Source organism: Klebsiella sp. CN_Kp075 (assembly GCF_040065055.2).
In the GTDB taxonomy this organism is placed as follows: Bacteria; Pseudomonadota; Gammaproteobacteria; order Enterobacterales; family Enterobacteriaceae; genus Klebsiella; species Klebsiella aerogenes.
In genome coordinates this window covers 5,003,369-5,021,768 of record NZ_CM198050.1, presented here as the reverse complement: position 1 = coordinate 5,021,768, position 18,400 = coordinate 5,003,369, and the positions used below count along the sequence as shown (strand labels likewise).

General features: G+C 54.9%; 7 protein-coding genes and 3 rRNA genes. 8 read left to right on the top strand and 2 right to left on the bottom strand.

Going from position 1 to position 18,400, the window contains the following annotated elements; translation table 11 throughout:
* Positions 1 to 9: 9 nt before the first annotated feature.
* A complete protein-coding gene (purH, locus tag ABLV78_RS23850) occupies positions 10 to 1,599 on the bottom strand; it encodes a bifunctional phosphoribosylaminoimidazolecarboxamide formyltransferase/IMP cyclohydrolase (protein ID WP_045397317.1) in 1,590 nt (529 codons plus the stop codon).
* A gap of 628 nt (positions 1,600 to 2,227) precedes the next feature.
* On the opposite strand from purH, the gene ABLV78_RS23845 reads away from it, so the two are divergent.
* The 7 genes from ABLV78_RS23845 (at position 2,228) to aceK (ending at position 13,532) form a co-directional block, all read left to right on the top strand.
* Positions 2,228 to 3,767 (top strand): 16S ribosomal RNA (locus tag ABLV78_RS23845).
* Positions 3,768 to 3,965: 198 nt separating this feature from the next.
* A 23S ribosomal RNA gene (locus tag ABLV78_RS23840) occupies positions 3,966 to 6,869 on the top strand.
* A 96-nt stretch (positions 6,870 to 6,965) separates the two neighbouring features.
* A 5S ribosomal RNA gene (rrf, locus tag ABLV78_RS23835) occupies positions 6,966 to 7,081 on the top strand.
* Together the 16S, 23S and 5S rRNA genes form the textbook arrangement of a ribosomal RNA operon.
* Positions 7,082 to 7,519: 438 nt before the next feature.
* Entirely contained in the window at positions 7,520 to 8,449 is a 930-nt protein-coding gene (gene metA, locus ABLV78_RS23830; protein WP_045396850.1) for a homoserine O-acetyltransferase MetA, read from the top strand.
* 260 nt (positions 8,450 to 8,709) lie between these two features.
* Positions 8,710 to 10,311 (top strand): malate synthase A, encoded by a 1,602-nt coding sequence (gene aceB, locus ABLV78_RS23825; protein ID WP_045396846.1) that lies wholly within the window; start codon positions 8,710 to 8,712, stop codon positions 10,309 to 10,311.
* Between the two features lie 31 nt (positions 10,312 to 10,342).
* On the top strand, positions 10,343 to 11,647 hold the full coding sequence (aceA, locus tag ABLV78_RS23820) for an isocitrate lyase (protein WP_015368800.1): 1,305 nt from the start codon (positions 10,343 to 10,345) through the stop codon (positions 11,645 to 11,647).
* Positions 11,648 to 11,747: 100 nt separating this feature from the next.
* A complete protein-coding gene (gene aceK, locus ABLV78_RS23815; protein WP_047045825.1) occupies positions 11,748 to 13,532 on the top strand; it encodes a bifunctional isocitrate dehydrogenase kinase/phosphatase in 1,785 nt (594 codons plus the stop codon).
* A 51-nt stretch (positions 13,533 to 13,583) separates the two neighbouring features.
* Here aceK and iclR read toward each other — a convergent pair whose 3' ends face one another.
* Complete coding sequence (iclR, locus tag ABLV78_RS23810; protein WP_045396840.1) at positions 13,584 to 14,414, bottom strand: glyoxylate bypass operon transcriptional repressor IclR; 831 nt, start codon at positions 14,412 to 14,414, stop codon at positions 13,584 to 13,586.
* Positions 14,415 to 14,609: 195 nt separating this feature from the next.
* Between iclR and metH the strand changes: the two genes are divergently transcribed.
* Positions 14,610 to 18,293 carry a methionine synthase gene (gene metH, locus ABLV78_RS23805; RefSeq protein WP_047045827.1) on the top strand — a complete coding sequence of 1,228 codons (3,684 nt, stop codon included), beginning with the start codon at positions 14,610 to 14,612 and terminating at the stop codon, positions 18,291 to 18,293.
* Positions 18,294 to 18,400: the final 107 nt, after the last annotated feature.

Here is an 18,400-nt window from a genome sequence, read left to right as displayed (position 1 = left end):
CTCCGTGAATTAATGGCGGAAGTGGCGCATGTCGGTGAAGATCATGGCGATACCATGTTCGTCCGCGGCGGCAATTACTTCTTCATCGCGGATAGAGCCGCCCGGCTGGATAACGCAGGTGATGCCGACGGCCGCGGCGGCATCAATACCATCGCGGAACGGGAAGAAGGCGTCAGAAGCCATGGCGGAGCCTTTCACTTCCAGACCTTCGTCACCGGCTTTAATCCCGGCAATTTTCGCCGAGTAGACGCGGCTCATCTGACCGGCGCCGATACCGATGGTCATATTATTTTTGGCATAAACGATGGCGTTGGATTTGACGAATTTCGCCACTTTCCAGCAGAACAGCGCATCGCGTAGCTCTTGCTCGCTCGGCTGACGTTTGCTGACCACGCGCAGTTCGCCCGCGGTGACCATACCAAGATCGCGGTCCTGAACCAGCAGGCCGCCATTGACACGTTTGAAATCGAGACCCGCGACGCGAGCATCCCACTGGCCGCAGACCAGCACGCGGACGTTCTGCTTAGCGGCGGTGATTTTCAGCGCTTCTTCGCTGGCGGATGGCGCGATGATCACTTCGACGAACTGGCGAGAGATGATCGCCTGGGCGGTTTCAGCATCCAGCTCGCGGTTAAAGGCGATGATACCGCCGAAGGCGGAGGTTGGATCGGTTTTGTAAGCGCGATCGTAGGCGTCGAGGATCGAGTCGCTGACGGCAACGCCGCACGGGTTGGCATGCTTAACGATAACGCAGGCCGGTTCGTTGAACTCTTTCACGCATTCCAGCGCCGCATCGGTATCGGCAATGTTGTTATAGGAGAGCGCTTTGCCCTGCAGCTGGGTGGCGGTCGCCACGGAGGCTTCTTTTACATTCTCTTCTATATAGAAGGCAGCCTGCTGGTGGCTGTTTTCGCCGTAGCGCATATCCTGCTTCTTAATGAAGTTTAGATTCAGGGTACGCGGGAAGCGGCCAGCGGCTTCTTTGCTTTCGCCGTGATAGGCCGGAACCATACTGCCGAAGTAGTTAGCGATCATGCTGTCGTAAGCGGCGGTGTGTTCGAAGGCTTTAATCGCGAGGTCGAAACGGGTGTCCAGCGTGAGAGAACCTTCGTTGGCGTCCATCTCATTAATGATGGCGTCGTAGTCGCTGCTCTTAACCACGATGGCGACATCTTTATGGTTCTTCGCCGCGGAGCGCACCATAGTCGGGCCGCCGATATCGATGTTTTCCACCGCGTCTTCCAGCGAGCATCCTTCACGAGCGACGGTCTGGGCGAACGGGTAGAGGTTAACGACAACCATATCGATAGGCGCGATACCGTGTTGCTGCATGATACCGTCATCCTGACCGCGACGACCGAGGATGCCGCCGTGTACTTTCGGATGCAGGGTCTTCACGCGTCCATCCATCATTTCCGGGAAACCGGTGTAGTCAGAGACTTCGGTAACCGGCAGGCCTTTATCTGCCAGCAGGCGAGCGGTGCCGCCGGTGGACAGCAGCTCGACACCACGAGCGGAAAGCGCCTGCGCGAATTCGACGATACCTGCCTTGTCAGAAACACTGAGCAGGGCGCGGCGGACTGGACGACGTTGTTGCATGGTATTAAATCCCCAGGATTTGAACATTACAGAGAGCGTTAGGTGAGTTTTTGCCTAAAAACTCACCTAACGCACCCAACCGGGCATCCGTGTCATAGCGCGGCATTGTAACGAAAACGTTTGCGCAACGCTCGCGAATTTTTATCTTTCTCTTTAAGCCGATGGTTCTCTCCTTATATGGCAATGGATGTACCGGGGTTTAAGCCGTGTTTTGCCGTGTGCCTGTGGATAATTCTGTGTGTAAAAGGGTATAAAGCGGGGTTTTGCTGGGGAATGCAGCAGTCAGTCATTTTTCTGCAATTTTTCTATTGCAGGTGCTCGAGAACTCCCTATAATGCGCCTCCATCGACACGGCGGATGTGAATCACTTCACACAAACAGCCGGTTCGGTTGAAGAGAAAAATTCTGAAATTCAGGGTTGACTCTGAAAGAGGAAAGCGTAATATACGCCACCTCGCGACAGAGCGCTAAAGCGCGTCGCAACTGCTCTTTAACAATTTATCAGACAATCTGTGTGGGCACTCAAAGTGACATGGATTCTTAACGTCCTCGGACGAAAAATGAATACCAAGTCTCTGAGTGAACATACGTAATTCATTACGAAGTTTAATTCACGAGCATCAAACTTAAATTGAAGAGTTTGATCATGGCTCAGATTGAACGCTGGCGGCAGGCCTAACACATGCAAGTCGAGCGGTAGCACAGAGAGCTTGCTCTCGGGTGACGAGCGGCGGACGGGTGAGTAATGTCTGGGAAACTGCCTGATGGAGGGGGATAACTACTGGAAACGGTAGCTAATACCGCATAACGTCGCAAGACCAAAGTGGGGGACCTTCGGGCCTCATGCCATCAGATGTGCCCAGATGGGATTAGCTAGTAGGTGGGGTAATGGCTCACCTAGGCGACGATCCCTAGCTGGTCTGAGAGGATGACCAGCCACACTGGAACTGAGACACGGTCCAGACTCCTACGGGAGGCAGCAGTGGGGAATATTGCACAATGGGCGCAAGCCTGATGCAGCCATGCCGCGTGTATGAAGAAGGCCTTCGGGTTGTAAAGTACTTTCAGCGAGGAGGAAGGCGTTAAGGTTAATAACCTTGGCGATTGACGTTACTCGCAGAAGAAGCACCGGCTAACTCCGTGCCAGCAGCCGCGGTAATACGGAGGGTGCAAGCGTTAATCGGAATTACTGGGCGTAAAGCGCACGCAGGCGGTCTGTCAAGTCGGATGTGAAATCCCCGGGCTCAACCTGGGAACTGCATTCGAAACTGGCAGGCTAGAGTCTTGTAGAGGGGGGTAGAATTCCAGGTGTAGCGGTGAAATGCGTAGAGATCTGGAGGAATACCGGTGGCGAAGGCGGCCCCCTGGACAAAGACTGACGCTCAGGTGCGAAAGCGTGGGGAGCAAACAGGATTAGATACCCTGGTAGTCCACGCCGTAAACGATGTCGACTTGGAGGTTGTGCCCTTGAGGCGTGGCTTCCGGAGCTAACGCGTTAAGTCGACCGCCTGGGGAGTACGGCCGCAAGGTTAAAACTCAAATGAATTGACGGGGGCCCGCACAAGCGGTGGAGCATGTGGTTTAATTCGATGCAACGCGAAGAACCTTACCTACTCTTGACATCCAGAGAACTTAGCAGAGATGCTTTGGTGCCTTCGGGAACTCTGAGACAGGTGCTGCATGGCTGTCGTCAGCTCGTGTTGTGAAATGTTGGGTTAAGTCCCGCAACGAGCGCAACCCTTATCCTTTGTTGCCAGCGGTTCGGCCGGGAACTCAAAGGAGACTGCCAGTGATAAACTGGAGGAAGGTGGGGATGACGTCAAGTCATCATGGCCCTTACGAGTAGGGCTACACACGTGCTACAATGGCATATACAAAGAGAAGCGACCTCGCGAGAGCAAGCGGACCTCATAAAGTATGTCGTAGTCCGGATTGGAGTCTGCAACTCGACTCCATGAAGTCGGAATCGCTAGTAATCGTAGATCAGAATGCTACGGTGAATACGTTCCCGGGCCTTGTACACACCGCCCGTCACACCATGGGAGTGGGTTGCAAAAGAAGTAGGTAGCTTAACCTTCGGGAGGGCGCTTACCACTTTGTGATTCATGACTGGGGTGAAGTCGTAACAAGGTAACCGTAGGGGAACCTGCGGTTGGATCACCTCCTTACCTTAAAGAACCTGCCTTTGTAGTGTCCACACAGATTGTTTGATAAATGATAAATTTCAAAATGTACTGTTAAGTGCATTGTGAAATTTTGCTCTTTAAAAATCTGGATCAAGCTGAAAATTGAAACGACACACAGTCAATGTGTGTTCGAGTCTCTCAAATTTTCGCAATCAGAAGTGAAACATCTTCGGGTTGTGAGGTTAAGCGACTAAGCGTACACGGTGGATGCCCTGGCAGTCAGAGGCGATGAAGGACGTGCTAATCTGCGAAAAGCGTCGGTAAGGTGATATGAACCGTTATAGCCGGCGATGTCCGAATGGGGAAACCCAGTGTGATTCGTCACACTATCGTTAACTGAATACATAGGTTAACGAGGCGAACCGGGGGAACTGAAACATCTAAGTACCCCGAGGAAAAGAAATCAACCGAGATTCCCCCAGTAGCGGCGAGCGAACGGGGAGCAGCCCAGAGTCTGAATCAGCTTGTGTGTTAGTGGAACGGTCTGGAAAGTCCGACGGTACAGGGTGATAGTCCCGTACACCAAAATGCACAGGCTGTGAACTCGAAGAGTAGGGCGGGACACGTGGTATCCTGTCTGAATATGGGGGGACCATCCTCCAAGGCTAAATACTCCTGACTGACCGATAGTGAACCAGTACCGTGAGGGAAAGGCGAAAAGAACCCCGGCGAGGGGAGTGAAAAAGAACCTGAAACCGTGTACGTACAAGCAGTGGGAGCACCTTCGGGTGTGACTGCGTACCTTTTGTATAATGGGTCAGCGACTTATATTCTGTAGCAAGGTTAACCGTATAGGGGAGCCGCAGGGAAACCGAGTCTTAACTGGGCGTTAAGTTGCAGGGTATAGACCCGAAACCCGGTGATCTAGCCATGGGCAGGTTGAAGGTTGGGTAACACTAACTGGAGGACCGAACCGACTAATGTTGAAAAATTAGCGGATGACTTGTGGCTGGGGGTGAAAGGCCAATCAAACCGGGAGATAGCTGGTTCTCCCCGAAAGCTATTTAGGTAGCGCCTCGTGAACTCATCTTCGGGGGTAGAGCACTGTTTCGGCTAGGGGGTCATCCCGACTTACCAACCCGATGCAAACTACGAATACCGAAGAATGTTATCACGGGAGACACACGGCGGGTGCTAACGTCCGTCGTGAAGAGGGAAACAACCCAGACCGCCAGCTAAGGTCCCAAAGTCACAGTTAAGTGGGAAACGATGTGGGAAGGCACAGACAGCCAGGATGTTGGCTTAGAAGCAGCCATCATTTAAAGAAAGCGTAATAGCTCACTGGTCGAGTCGGCCTGCGCGGAAGATGTAACGGGGCTAAACTGTGCACCGAAGCTGCGGCAGCGACACTATGTGTTGTTGGGTAGGGGAGCGTTCTGTAAGCCTGCGAAGGTGGCCTGTGAGGGTTGCTGGAGGTATCAGAAGTGCGAATGCTGACATAAGTAACGATAATGCGGGTGAAAAGCCCGCACGCCGGAAGACCAAGGGTTCCTGTCCAACGTTAATCGGGGCAGGGTGAGTCGACCCCTAAGGCGAGGCCGAAAGGCGTAGTCGATGGGAAACAGGTTAATATTCCTGTACTTGGTGTTACTGCGAAGGGGGGACGGAGAAGGCTATGTTAGCCGGGCGACGGTTGTCCCGGTTTAAGCATGTAGGCGGAGGTTCCAGGTAAATCCGGTACCTTTTAACGCTGAGGTGTGATGACGAGGCACTACGGTGCTGAAGTAACAAATGCCCTGCTTCCAGGAAAAGCCTCTAAGCATCAGGTAACATCAAATCGTACCCCAAACCGACACAGGTGGTCAGGTAGAGAATACCAAGGCGCTTGAGAGAACTCGGGTGAAGGAACTAGGCAAAATGGTGCCGTAACTTCGGGAGAAGGCACGCTGATATGTAGGTGAAGCCCCTGCGGGTGGAGCTGAAATCAGTCGAAGATACCAGCTGGCTGCAACTGTTTATTAAAAACACAGCACTGTGCAAACACGAAAGTGGACGTATACGGTGTGACGCCTGCCCGGTGCCGGAAGGTTAATTGATGGGGTTATCCGTAAGGAGAAGCTCTTGATCGAAGCCCCGGTAAACGGCGGCCGTAACTATAACGGTCCTAAGGTAGCGAAATTCCTTGTCGGGTAAGTTCCGACCTGCACGAATGGCGTAATGATGGCCAGGCTGTCTCCACCCGAGACTCAGTGAAATTGAACTCGCTGTGAAGATGCAGTGTACCCGCGGCAAGACGGAAAGACCCCGTGAACCTTTACTATAGCTTGACACTGAACATTGAGCCTTGATGTGTAGGATAGGTGGGAGGCTTTGAAGCGTGGACGCCAGTCTGCGTGGAGCCAACCTTGAAATACCACCCTTTAATGTTTGATGTTCTAACGTTGGCCCCTAATCGGGGTTGCGGACAGTGTCTGGTGGGTAGTTTGACTGGGGCGGTCTCCTCCCAAAGAGTAACGGAGGAGCACGAAGGTTAGCTAATCCTGGTCGGACATCAGGAGGTTAGTGCAATGGCATAAGCTAGCTTGACTGCGAGCGTGACGGCGCGAGCAGGTGCGAAAGCAGGTCATAGTGATCCGGTGGTTCTGAATGGAAGGGCCATCGCTCAACGGATAAAAGGTACTCCGGGGATAACAGGCTGATACCGCCCAAGAGTTCATATCGACGGCGGTGTTTGGCACCTCGATGTCGGCTCATCACATCCTGGGGCTGAAGTAGGTCCCAAGGGTATGGCTGTTCGCCATTTAAAGTGGTACGCGAGCTGGGTTTAGAACGTCGTGAGACAGTTCGGTCCCTATCTGCCGTGGGCGCTGGAGAATTGAGGGGGGCTGCTCCTAGTACGAGAGGACCGGAGTGGACGCATCACTGGTGTTCGGGTTGTCATGCCAATGGCATTGCCCGGTAGCTAAATGCGGAAGAGATAAGTGCTGAAAGCATCTAAGCACGAAACTTGCCCCGAGATGAGTTCTCCCTGAGACTTTAAGTCTCCTGAAGGAACGTTAAAGACGATGACGTTGATAGGTCGGGTGTGTAAGCGTAGCGATACGTTGAGCTAACCGATACTAATGAACCGTGAGGCTTAACCTTACAACGCCGAAGGTGTTTTGGCGGATTTGAGATGATTTTCAGCGTGATACAGATTAATCAGTGCGTCGTAATGACGGGCTGGTAAAACAGAATTTGCCTGGCGGCGATAGCGCGGTGGTCCCACCTGACCCCATGCCGAACTCAGAAGTGAAACGCCGTAGCGCCGATGGTAGTGTGGGGTCTCCCCATGTGAGAGTAGGGAACTGCCAGGCATCAAATAAAACGAAAGGCTCAGTCGCAAGACTGGGCCTTTTGTTTTTGTGTTTTGCGGCCAGACGCGCCGCCGTCTCCCCCGGTGGCGCTGCGCTTACCGGGGCTACAGTCCTGTAGCCCGGAAAAGGTGCGCAGCACCGCCTCCGGGGAAAGCTGCTGCCATAGCAACGTAAACGAAAGGCTCAGTCGGAAGACCGGGCCTTTTGTTTTTGTGTTTTGCGGCCAGACGCGCCGCCATCTCCCCCGGTGGCGCTGCGCTTACCGGGGCTACCGCTCCTTCCCCGGGCTATACCGCCTGCGGGAAAATCCCACCTCTTAAATCCTCCTTGAAACTTTCTCACCTTACGCTTGCAGACTCGACATTTTGCTTATTCCTGGTTATTGTCAGCTATCTGGATGTCTAAACGTTTATACGTATGTAATGAGGTGATACAGCTATGCCAATTCGGGTGCAGGACGAGCTACCGGCCGTCAATTTCTTGCGCGATGAAAACGTCTTCGTGATGACCACATCGCGTGCTACAACTCAGGAAATCCGCCCGCTGAAGGTGTTAATTCTCAATCTGATGCCAAAGAAGATCGAGACGGAGAATCAGTTTCTGCGGTTGCTGTCGAACTCGCCGCTGCAGGTTGATATCCAGCTGCTACGCATCGATGCGCGTGAATCACGTAATACGCCGACGGAGCACCTGAATAACTTTTACTGCAACTTCGACGATATTCGCGAACAGAATTTCGATGGTTTGATTGTTACCGGCGCGCCGTTAGGGCTGGTCGAGTTTAACGATGTTGCCTACTGGCCGCAGATTAAACAGGTACTGGAGTGGGCAAAGGATCACGTCACGTCAACGTTATTTGTCTGTTGGGCGGTACAGGCCGCGTTAAATATTCTGTATGGCATCCCCAAGCAAACTCGTACCGAAAAGATCTCTGGCGTTTATGAACACCATATTTTGCACCCGCATGCGCTGCTGACTCGCGGGTTTGATGACACCTTCCTTGCGCCTCATTCGCGCTATGCCGACTTCCCGGCCGGGCTGATTCGGGACTACACCGACCTCGATATTCTCGCCGAAACCGAAGATGGCGATGCCTATCTGTTCGCCAGCAAAGATAAGCGCATCGCTTTTGTTACCGGTCATCCTGAATACGATCCGCATACCCTGGCAAGTGAATACTTCCGCGATCTGGAGGCAGGTTTAGCGCCACAGCTTCCGGACAACTACTTCCCGAATAATGATCCAAACAATAAACCGCGGGCGACCTGGCGCAGCCATGGCAATCTCCTGTTTGCTAACTGGCTTAACTATTACGTCTACCAAATCACACCATACGATCTGCGTCATATGAATCCAACGCTGGATTAATCTACCAGCGCGTACGATCCTAAAGCGTTTCAGCATCTCGCCTCAGGCACCTTCGGGTGCCTTTTTTATTTCCGAAAACAACTTCCCCTTCTATTTTAACTTTAATTCCTTTGTTATCAGTATGTTGATGCAATATTAAATTAAAAATGGAAATTGTTTTTGATTTTGAAAAATTCTTGAGTAGTCTTAATTGTGCTGAGCGAAAAGCAAACAACGATCTTTCGCTCGCGCTATCAGGATCAACCAAGAGGAGCTGCACAATGACGCAACAGGCGACAATGACCGATGAACTGGCATTCAGCCAGCCTTATGGCGAGCAGGAGAAGCAAATTCTGACTGCGGAAGCGGTGGAGTTCCTGACGGAACTAGTGAGCCGTTTTACGCCTGAGCGTAATCAACTGTTGGCAGCACGCGTCCAGCAACAGCAGGCCATTGATGGCGGCAAGCTTCCTGATTTTATTTCGGAAACAGCTTCCATTCGTAATGGCGACTGGAAAATACGCGGTATTCCGACCGATTTACAGGATCGCCGCGTTGAAATCACCGGTCCTGTTGAACGCAAGATGGTGATTAATGCCCTGAATGCTAACGTCAAAGTCTTTATGGCCGATTTCGAAGACTCGCTGGCGCCGGATTGGCACAAAGTGATTGATGGCCAAATCAACCTGCGCGATGCGGTCAACGGCACCATCAGCTACACCAACGAAGCAGGGAAAATTTATCAGCTACAGCCCGACCCGGCGGTACTGGTCTGCCGCGTTCGCGGCCTGCATCTGCCGGAAAAGCACGTCACCTGGCAGGGTGAGGCGATACCCGGCAGTCTGTTCGATTTTGCGCTCTATTTCTTCCACAACTACCAGGCGCTGCTAGCGAAAGGGAGCGGCCCCTATTTCTATCTGCCGAAGACCCAGGCCTGGCAGGAAGCGGCATGGTGGAGCAAAGTCTTCAGCTTTACCGAGGATCGCTTTGAACTGCCGCGCGGCACCATTAAGGCCACGCTGCTGATTGAAACGCTGCCAGCGGTGTTCCAGATGGATGAAATCCTGCATGCGCTGCGCGACCACATTGTTGGCCTGAACTGCGGGCGCTGGGACTATATCTTCAGCTATATCAAGACGCTGAAAAACCACCCAGACCGCGTCCTGCCGGATCGCCAGGTGGTGACGATGGATAAGCCCTTCCTCAGCGCCTATTCACGCCTGCTGATTAAGACCTGCCATAAACGCGGCGCCTTCGCGATGGGCGGTATGGCGGCCTTTATCCCGAGCAAAGACGCCGAGCGCAATCGTCAGGTGCTGAATAAAGTCACCGCCGATAAAGAGCTGGAGGCCAACAATGGCCACGATGGCACCTGGATTGCGCATCCGGGACTGGCGGATACGGCGATGGGCGTCTTTAACCGCGTACTGGGCGAACATCCTAACCAGCTGTTTGTTACCCGCAATGACGACGCGCCGATTACCGCCGAGCAGCTGCTGGCTCCCTGCGAGGGCGAGCGCACCGAAGCCGGCATGCGCGCTAATATCCGCGTGGCGGTGCAGTACATCGAGGCCTGGATCTCCGGCAACGGCTGCGTACCGATTTACGGCCTGATGGAAGATGCGGCGACGGCTGAGATTTCGCGTACCTCTATCTGGCAGTGGATCCATCACCAGAAAACCCTGAACGACGGCACACCGGTTACCAAGGCGCTGTTCCGCCAGTGGCTGGCTGAAGAGCTGATGGTGATTCAGGAAGAGTTGGGAGAACACCGCTTCAGCCACGGTCGCTTTGACGATGCGGCGCGACTGATGGAGCAAATCACCACTTCCGACGAACTGATCGACTTCCTGACTCTGCCAGGTTACCGCCTGCTGGCGTAATTCACCCCATCACTATATGGAGCATCTGCACATGAAAACCCGTACCCAACAAATCGAAGAATTAAACAAAGAGTGGACGAACCCGCGCTGGGAAGGCATTACCCGCCCATACAGCGCGGAAGAGGTGGTGAAGTTACGCGGCTCGGTGAACCCGGAATGCACGCTGGCGCAGCTTGGCGCGGCGAAAATGTGGCGTCTGCTGCATGGTGAAGCGAAAAAGGGTTATATCAACAGCCTTGGCGCGTTAACCGGCGGCCAGGCGCTGCAGCAGGCGAAGGCGGGCATTGAAGCCATCTACTTGTCTGGCTGGCAGGTCGCCGCCGACGCCAACCTGGCCTCCAGTATGTACCCGGATCAATCGTTATACCCGGCTAACTCGGTGCCATCGGTAGTTGATCGGATCAACAACACCTTCCGTCGCGCCGATCAGATCCAGTGGGCGGCGGGGATTGAGCCGAACGATCCGCGTTTTATCGACTATTTCCTGCCGATCGTCGCCGATGCGGAAGCCGGTTTTGGCGGCGTGCTGAACGCCTTTGAGCTGATGAAATCGATGATTGCGGCCGGTGCAGCGGCCGTGCATTTCGAAGACCAGCTGGCGTCGGTGAAGAAGTGCGGACATATGGGCGGCAAGGTGCTGGTGCCGACGCAAGAGGCGATTCAGAAGCTGGTCGCCGCGCGCCTGGCGGCGGATGTGATGGGGGTACCGACGCTGCTTATCGCTCGTACCGACGCCGATGCCGCTGACCTGATTACCTCGGATTGCGATCCATACGATCGCGAGTTTATCTCCGGCGATCGCACCAGCGAAGGTTTCTATCGCACCCATGCCGGAATCGAACAGGCAATCAGCCGCGGCCTTGCCTACGCGCCTTATGCCGATCTGGTATGGTGTGAAACCTCTAAACCGGACATTGAACAGGCACGCCGTTTCGCCGAGGCGATCCACGCCCGCTTCCCGGGCAAGCTGCTGGCCTATAACTGCTCGCCATCCTTTAACTGGAAGAAAAATCTCGACGATAAAACCATCGCCAGCTTCCAGCAGCAGCTGTCGGATATGGGCTATAAATTCCAGTTCATTACCCTGGCGGGTATCCACAGCATGTGGTTCAACATGTTCGACCTGGCTCACGCCTACGCGCAGGGCGAAGGCATGCGTCACTACGTCGAAAAGGTACAGCAGCCGGAGTTTGCCGCCGGGCCGGAAGGCTACACCTTCGTCTCGCATCAGCAGGAGGTGGGCACCGGGTACTTCGACAAAGTGACCACCATTATCCAGGGGGGGACCTCGTCGGTAACGGCGCTGACCGGCTCGACCGAAGAATCGCAGTTTTAAGCAATGCCCGGTGGCGCTGCGCTTACCGGGCCTACAAAGGTGTAGGCCGGATAAGCTAACGCGCCATCCGGCATGATGTTGTGCCGGATGGGGGAAAGCGATGACGCGTGGCCTGGAACTACTGATTGCCCAAACCATTTTACAGGGATTCGACGCCCAGTACGGGCGTTTTCTGGAAGTCACTTCCGGCGCACAGCAGCGCTTCGAACAAGCGGACTGGCACGCCGTGCAGCAGGCGATGAAGCAGCGTATCCACCTCTACGATCACCACGTGGGTCTGGTGGTAGAACAGCTGCGCTGTATTACCGAAGGGAAAAGTACCGACGTCGATTTTCTTCTGCGGGTGAAACAGCAGTACACCCAACTTTTGCCGGATTACCCTCGCTTTGAAATTGCGGAGAGCTTTTTCAACTCGGTCTACTGCAGACTGTTTGACCACCGCTCGCTGACCCCCGAGCGGCTCTTTATTTTTAGCTCCCAGCCGGAACGTCGTTTTCGCACGATTTCGCGACCGCTGGCGAAGGATTTTTATCCCGAACGCGGCTGGGAATACCTGATGCATAACCTGCTTGCCGATTTGCCGCTGCGCCTGCCGTGGCAAAACAAAGGGCGTGATATCGGTTATATCGTCAGCCATTTACGTGAAGCTCTCGGTGGAGAACTGTTGTCGCAGTCGCATCTGCAGGTGGCGAATGAGCTGTTTTATCGTAATAAAGCCGCCTGGCTGGTAGGTAAACTGGTTACACCGATGGCGACGCTGCCGTTCCTGCTGCCGATACATCGTAGCGATGACGGAGAGCTATTTGTTGATACCTGCCTGACGACCCACGCCGAGGCGAGTATCGTCTTTGGTTTCGCCCGCTCCTATTTCATGGTCTACGCGCCGCTGCCCGCGGCGCTGGTTGAATGGCTGCGCGAGATTCTGCCGGGAAAAACTACCGCCGAGCTGTATATGGCGATTGGCTGTCAGAAGCATGCTAAAACGGAAAGTTATCGCGAGTACCTGCACTATGTTACCCGCAGCGATGAGCAGTTTATCGAAGCGCCGGGCATCCGTGGGATGGTGATGTTGGTATTTACCCTGCCGGGATTCGACCGGGTATTTAAGGTGATTAAAGACCGCTTTGCGCCGCAAAAAGAGATGACCGCCGCCCACGTCCGCGCCTGCTATCAGCTGGTCAAAGAACACGACCGCGTCGGGCGGATGGCGGATACCCAGGAGTTTGAAAACTTCGTGCTCGATAAGCGGCAAATCGCGCCCGAGCTGATGGCGCTGTTGCAGGCGGAAGCGGGGAATAAGTTGACCGACCTCGGCGATCGCATTGCCATCAGCCATCTTTATATTGAACGAAGGATGGTGCCGCTTAATATCTGGCTGGAGCAGGTGGAAGGCCAGGCGCTACGCGACGCGGTAGAAGAGTACGGGAATGCTATTCGCCAACTGGCGGCCGCCAATATCTTCCCCGGCGACATGCTGTTTAAAAACTTCGGCGTCACGCGCCACGGGCGGGTGGTATTCTACGATTATGATGAAATTTGCTACATGACCGAGGTGAATTTCCGCGATATTCCGCCGCCGCGCTATCCGGAAGATGAGTTGGCCAGTGAACCCTGGTATAGCGTGTCCCCGGGCGATGTCTTCCCGGAAGAGTTCCGCCACTGGCTGTGCGCCGATCCGCGGATCGGACCGCTACTGGAGGAGATGCACGCCGATTTACTGCGTGCCGATTACTGGCGTGAACTGCAGACGCGCATTAAAAACGGGCACGTGGAAGATGTGTACGCTTACCGGCGTAAGCAGCGTTTTAGCGTGCGCTATGGCGCCGACAGTAGGGCGGATAAGGCGTTTACGCCGCCATCCGGCAAGGTGCGCCGATCTGCCTGATGGCGCTACGCTTATCAGGCTTACTCAAAATGCCCCTTTGGGGCATTTTTATTATTTAACCCCGCCGTACGCCAGCGTGACTTCTTTTGCAGCCTTAATAACCAATGCGCCAAGCTCGGTCACCCGATCGTCGGTCATGCGTGAAATTGGCCCGGAGATGGAGATAGCGGCGAACGGCTCGCGGTGTTCGTCGTAAATACAGGAGGCGATACAGCGCAGCCCCAGCGCATGTTCTTCATCATCAAATGAATAGCCGCGTTTACGCGTCTGGGCCAAATCCTCTTTCAAATGTACCGGAGAAACCAGGGTGGCGTGAGTGTAAGCATGCAGCCCTTTCCGATGTAGCAGCGTGGTGACTTCTTCTTCACTCAACTGCGCCAGAAACGCTTTTCCGGCGCCTGACGCGTGCATCGGCAATTTGCCGCCAATCGGCGCCGACATGCGCATCAGCTGCGTACATTGCACCTGGTCGATAATAATCGCCTGATGATCGCTTTTATCCAGCACCGCCAGGTTGACCGTTTCGCCGGAATCTTCCATCAGCTGGCGCAGGATAGGATGGACAATGGCCAGCAGATTGCGGCTTTGCAGGAAGCTGCTGCCGACGACAAACGCATGCGCGCCGATCGCCCAGTGCCCCAGCTCGCCGACCTGGCGCACAAAACCGAGCTGCTGCATGGTGGTGAGCAGACGATGGGTCGTGGAGTTAGGTAGCCCCGCCTGCTGCGCCAGTTCGGTGAGCGCGACGCTGCTATGCGATTCAGAAATCCATTCAAGCAGTTTCAGACCGCGGGTAAGCGACTGAACTTGCCCGCCAGCCTGCGCGGCAGGGGCGGCAGCAGCGGGTTTTCTGCCGCGTTTGGCGGGAACCGGGGTAGCCATGATGAACTCCTTTTTTCTGTATCGTGGAAATGATTTTCGTTTTATTTGGCGATAATGCAATCACAACCAGACTGATCGGAGGAGTGAAGTTGAACTTGTCTCATGTTGCTGCAGGTTTCCTTTTCCAGCAGGGTGGTTTATGCCAGTATGGTTTGTTGGCTTTTTGGTCTGAGTTGAGCGCTGTCGGGAGTCTGTGTGAGTAACAAAGTAGAACAATTACATCAGCAGTTAAAAGAACGCATTCTGGTTCTGGACGGGGGCATGGGCACCATGATCCAGGGCTATCGTCTGAGTGAGCAGGATTTCCGCGGCGAGCGCTTTGCCGATTGGCCGTGCGACCTGAAAGGCAATAACGACCTGCTGGTCCTCAGCAAGCCTGAGGTTATTCGCGAGATCCACGACGCTTATTTCGCCGCCGGCGCGGACATTATCGAGACCAACACCTTCAACTCGACAACCATCGCGATGGCGGATTACCAGATGGAATCCCTGTCGGCGGAAATCAACTTTGCCGCCGCAAAGCTGGCCCGCGCCAGCGCCGACGCGTGGACCGCGCGTACGCCTGAAAAACCGCGCTATGTGGCGGGGGTGCTTGGGCCGACCAACCGCACCGCTTCTATTTCTCCGGACGTCAACGATCCGGCCTTTCGGAATATCACGTTCGATCAGCTGGTGGCCGCCTATCGTGAATCCACCAAAGCGCTGGTGGAAGGCGGCTCGGACCTGATTCTGATTGAAACGGTCTTTGACACCCTGAACGCCAAAGCGGCGATTTTCGCGGTAAAAGAAGAATTTGAGGCGCTCGGCGTCGAGCTGCCGATTATGATTTCCGGCACTATCACCGATGCCTCCGGACGTACACTGTCCGGGCAGACGACCGAAGCGTTCTATAATTCGCTGCGCCACGCCGATGCCCTGACCTTCGGCTTAAACTGCGCGCTGGGGCCGGATGAGCTGCGCCAGTACGTGCAGGAGCTTTCGCGGATCGCCGAGTGTTACGTTACCGCGCACCCGAACGCCGGCCTGCCGAACGCCTTCGGCGAATACGATCTGGATGCCGATACCATGGCGGCGCAAATTCGCGAATGGGCGCAGGCCGGTTTCCTTAATATCGTCGGCGGCTGCTGCGGCACCACCCCCGAGCATATCGCCGCCATGAGCCGGGCGGTAGAGGGCTTGCCGCCTCGCCAGCTGCCGGAACTGCCGGTCGCCTGCCGTCTGTCTGGCCTGGAGCCGCTGAACATCGGCGACGATAGCCTGTTCGTCAACGTGGGCGAGCGTACCAACGTTACCGGCTCCGCTAAATTTAAGCGCTTAATCAAAGAAGAGAAATACAGTGAAGCGCTGGACGTGGCGCGCCAGCAGGTAGAAAGCGGCGCGCAGATTATCGATATCAACATGGATGAGGGGATGCTCGATGCCGAAGCGGCGATGGTGCGTTTCCTCAACCTGATAGCGGGTGAACCGGATATTGCCCGCGTGCCGATTATGATCGACTCCTCCAAGTGGGAAGTCATCGAAAAAGGGCTCAAGTGCATTCAGGGCAAGGGCATCGTTAACTCGATCTCGATGAAAGAGGGCGTCGAACCCTTTATTCATCACGCTAAGCTGGTTCGCCGCTACGGCGCGGCAATGGTAGTCATGGCCTTTGATGAAGTGGGCCAGGCCGATACCCGTGAGCGCAAAATCGAAATTTGCCGTCGCGCCTACAAAATCCTCACCGAAGAGGTCGGCTTCCCGCCGGAAGATATCATCTTCGACCCCAACATTTTTGCCGTCGCCACCGGTATTGAAGAGCACAATAACTACGCTCAGGACTTTATCGGCGCCTGTGAAGACATCAAACGCGAGCTGCCGCATGCGCTGATTTCCGGCGGCGTCTCTAACGTGTCGTTCTCGTTCCGCGGTAACGATCCGGTACGTGAAGCGATCCACGCCGTCTTCCTCTACTACGCTATCCGCAACGGTATGGATATGGGCATCGTCAATGCCGGCCAGCTGGCAATATACGACGATCTGCCTGGCGAGCTGCGCGATGCGGTCGAAGATGTAATTCTTAACCGCCGCGATGACAGTACCGAAAGATTACTTGAGCTGGCGGAAAAATATCGCGGCAGCAAAGCGGACGATAGCGCGAACGCTCAGCAGGCGGAATGGCGCAGCTGGGACGTGAAAAAGCGTCTTGAATACTCGCTGGTCAAAGGCATTACCGAATTTATCGAGCAGGATACTGAAGAGGCGCGCCAGCAGGCCGAACGCCCAATCGAGGTGATTGAAGGGCCGCTGATGGATGGCATGAACGTCGTCGGCGACCTGTTCGGTGAAGGCAAAATGTTCCTGCCGCAGGTGGTAAAATCCGCACGGGTGATGAAACAGGCGGTGGCCTACCTCGAACCTTACATCGAAGCCAGCAAAGAACAGGGCTCCAGCAACGGTAAGATGGTGATCGCCACCGTGAAAGGCGATGTGCACGATATTGGTAAAAACATCGTCGGTGTAGTGCTGCAGTGCAACAACTACGAAATTATCGATCTCGGCGTGATGGTGCCGGCAGAGAAAATCCTGCGTACCGCGCGCGAAGAAAACGCCGATCTGATTGGCCTCTCAGGGCTTATCACGCCGTCGCTGGACGAAATGGTCAACGTGGCTAAAGAGATGGAGCGTCAGGGCTTCACTATCCCGCTGCTAATTGGCGGAGCGACGACCTCGAAAGCCCATACCGCGGTGAAAATCGAGCAGAACTACAGTGGCCCGACGGTTTACGTGCAGAACGCCTCGCGTACCGTAGGAGTGGTTTCAGCCCTGCTGTCGGCAACCCAGCGCGATGATTTTGTCGCCCGTACCCGTAAAGAGTATGAAACCGTGCGAATCCAGCACGGGCGTAAAAAGCCGCGCACGCCGCCGGTGACTCTGCAGGCGGCGCGGGAAAACGATCTGGCGTTTGACTGGGAGAGCTACACTCCTCCGGTGGCCCATCGTCTGGGCGTGCAGGAGGTGGAAGCCAGCATCGAAACGCTGCGTAACTACATCGACTGGACGCCGTTCTTTATGACCTGGTCGCTGGCGGGCAAATATCCGCGTATCCTGGAAGATGAAGTGGTGGGTGAAGAGGCACAGCGCCTGTTTAAAGACGCCAACGATTTGTTGGATAAACTCAGCGCCGAAAAAACGCTGAACCCGCGCGGCGTGGTCGGGCTGTTCCCGGCTAACCGCGTTGGCGACGATGTGGAAATCTATCGTGATGAAACCCGTACCCACGTGCTAACGGTCAGCCATCACCTGCGCCAGCAAACCGAAAAGGTTGGCTTCGCGAACTACTGCCTCGCCGATTTTGTCGCGCCGAAGCTGAGCGGTAAAGCGGACTACATCGGGGCTTTCGCGGTAACCGGCGGGCTGGAAGAAGACGCGCTGGCGGAAGCCTATGAAGCGCAGCACGACGACTATAACAAGATCATGGTTAAGGCCATCGCCGACCGTCTGGCGGAAGCCTTCGCCGAGTATCTGCATGAGAAAGTGCGTAAGGTTTACTGGGGCTATGCGGCCAATGAGAACCTCAGCAATGAAGAGCTGATCCGCGAAAATTACCAGGGGATCCGCCCGGCGCCCGGTTATCCGGCCTGCCCGGAACACACCGAGAAAGCGACCATCTGGGAACTGTTGGATGTGGAAGCGCATACCGGTATGAAGCTCACCGAGTCCTTCGCCATGTGGCCTGGCGCATCGGTTTCCGGCTGGTACTTCAGTCATCCGGACAGTAAGTACTTCGCCGTGGCGCAGATCCAGCGCGACCAGGTGGAAGATTACGCCCTGCGTAAGGGGATGACGGCGGCCGAAGTTGAGCGTTGGCTCGCCCCTAACCTCGGCTATGATGCCGACTAACGAAATATGTTTCGTTACAACAAACAGGGCGCTCTTTGAGCGCCTTGTCTCTTTATTGAAGTTAACCCCTTATACTGAAGGGAGGTTTAAACCTCAGGAACACTTAT

Bases quoted from the DNA above. Each gene is read 5' to 3' on its own strand.
- aceA (WP_015368800.1), top strand. From the start codon at position 10,343: ATGAAAACCCGTACCCAACAAATCGAAGAATTAAACAAAGAGTGGACG.
- iclR (WP_045396840.1), bottom strand. From the start codon at position 14,414: ATGGCTACCCCGGTTCCCGCCAAACGCGGCAGAAAACCCGCTGCTGCC.
- aceK (WP_047045825.1), top strand. From the start codon at position 11,748: ATGACGCGTGGCCTGGAACTACTGATTGCCCAAACCATTTTACAGGGA.
- aceB (WP_045396846.1), top strand. From the start codon at position 8,710: ATGACGCAACAGGCGACAATGACCGATGAACTGGCATTCAGCCAGCCT.
- metA (WP_045396850.1), top strand. From the start codon at position 7,520: ATGCCAATTCGGGTGCAGGACGAGCTACCGGCCGTCAATTTCTTGCGC.
- purH (WP_045397317.1), bottom strand. From the start codon at position 1,599: ATGCAACAACGTCGTCCAGTCCGCCGCGCCCTGCTCAGTGTTTCTGAC.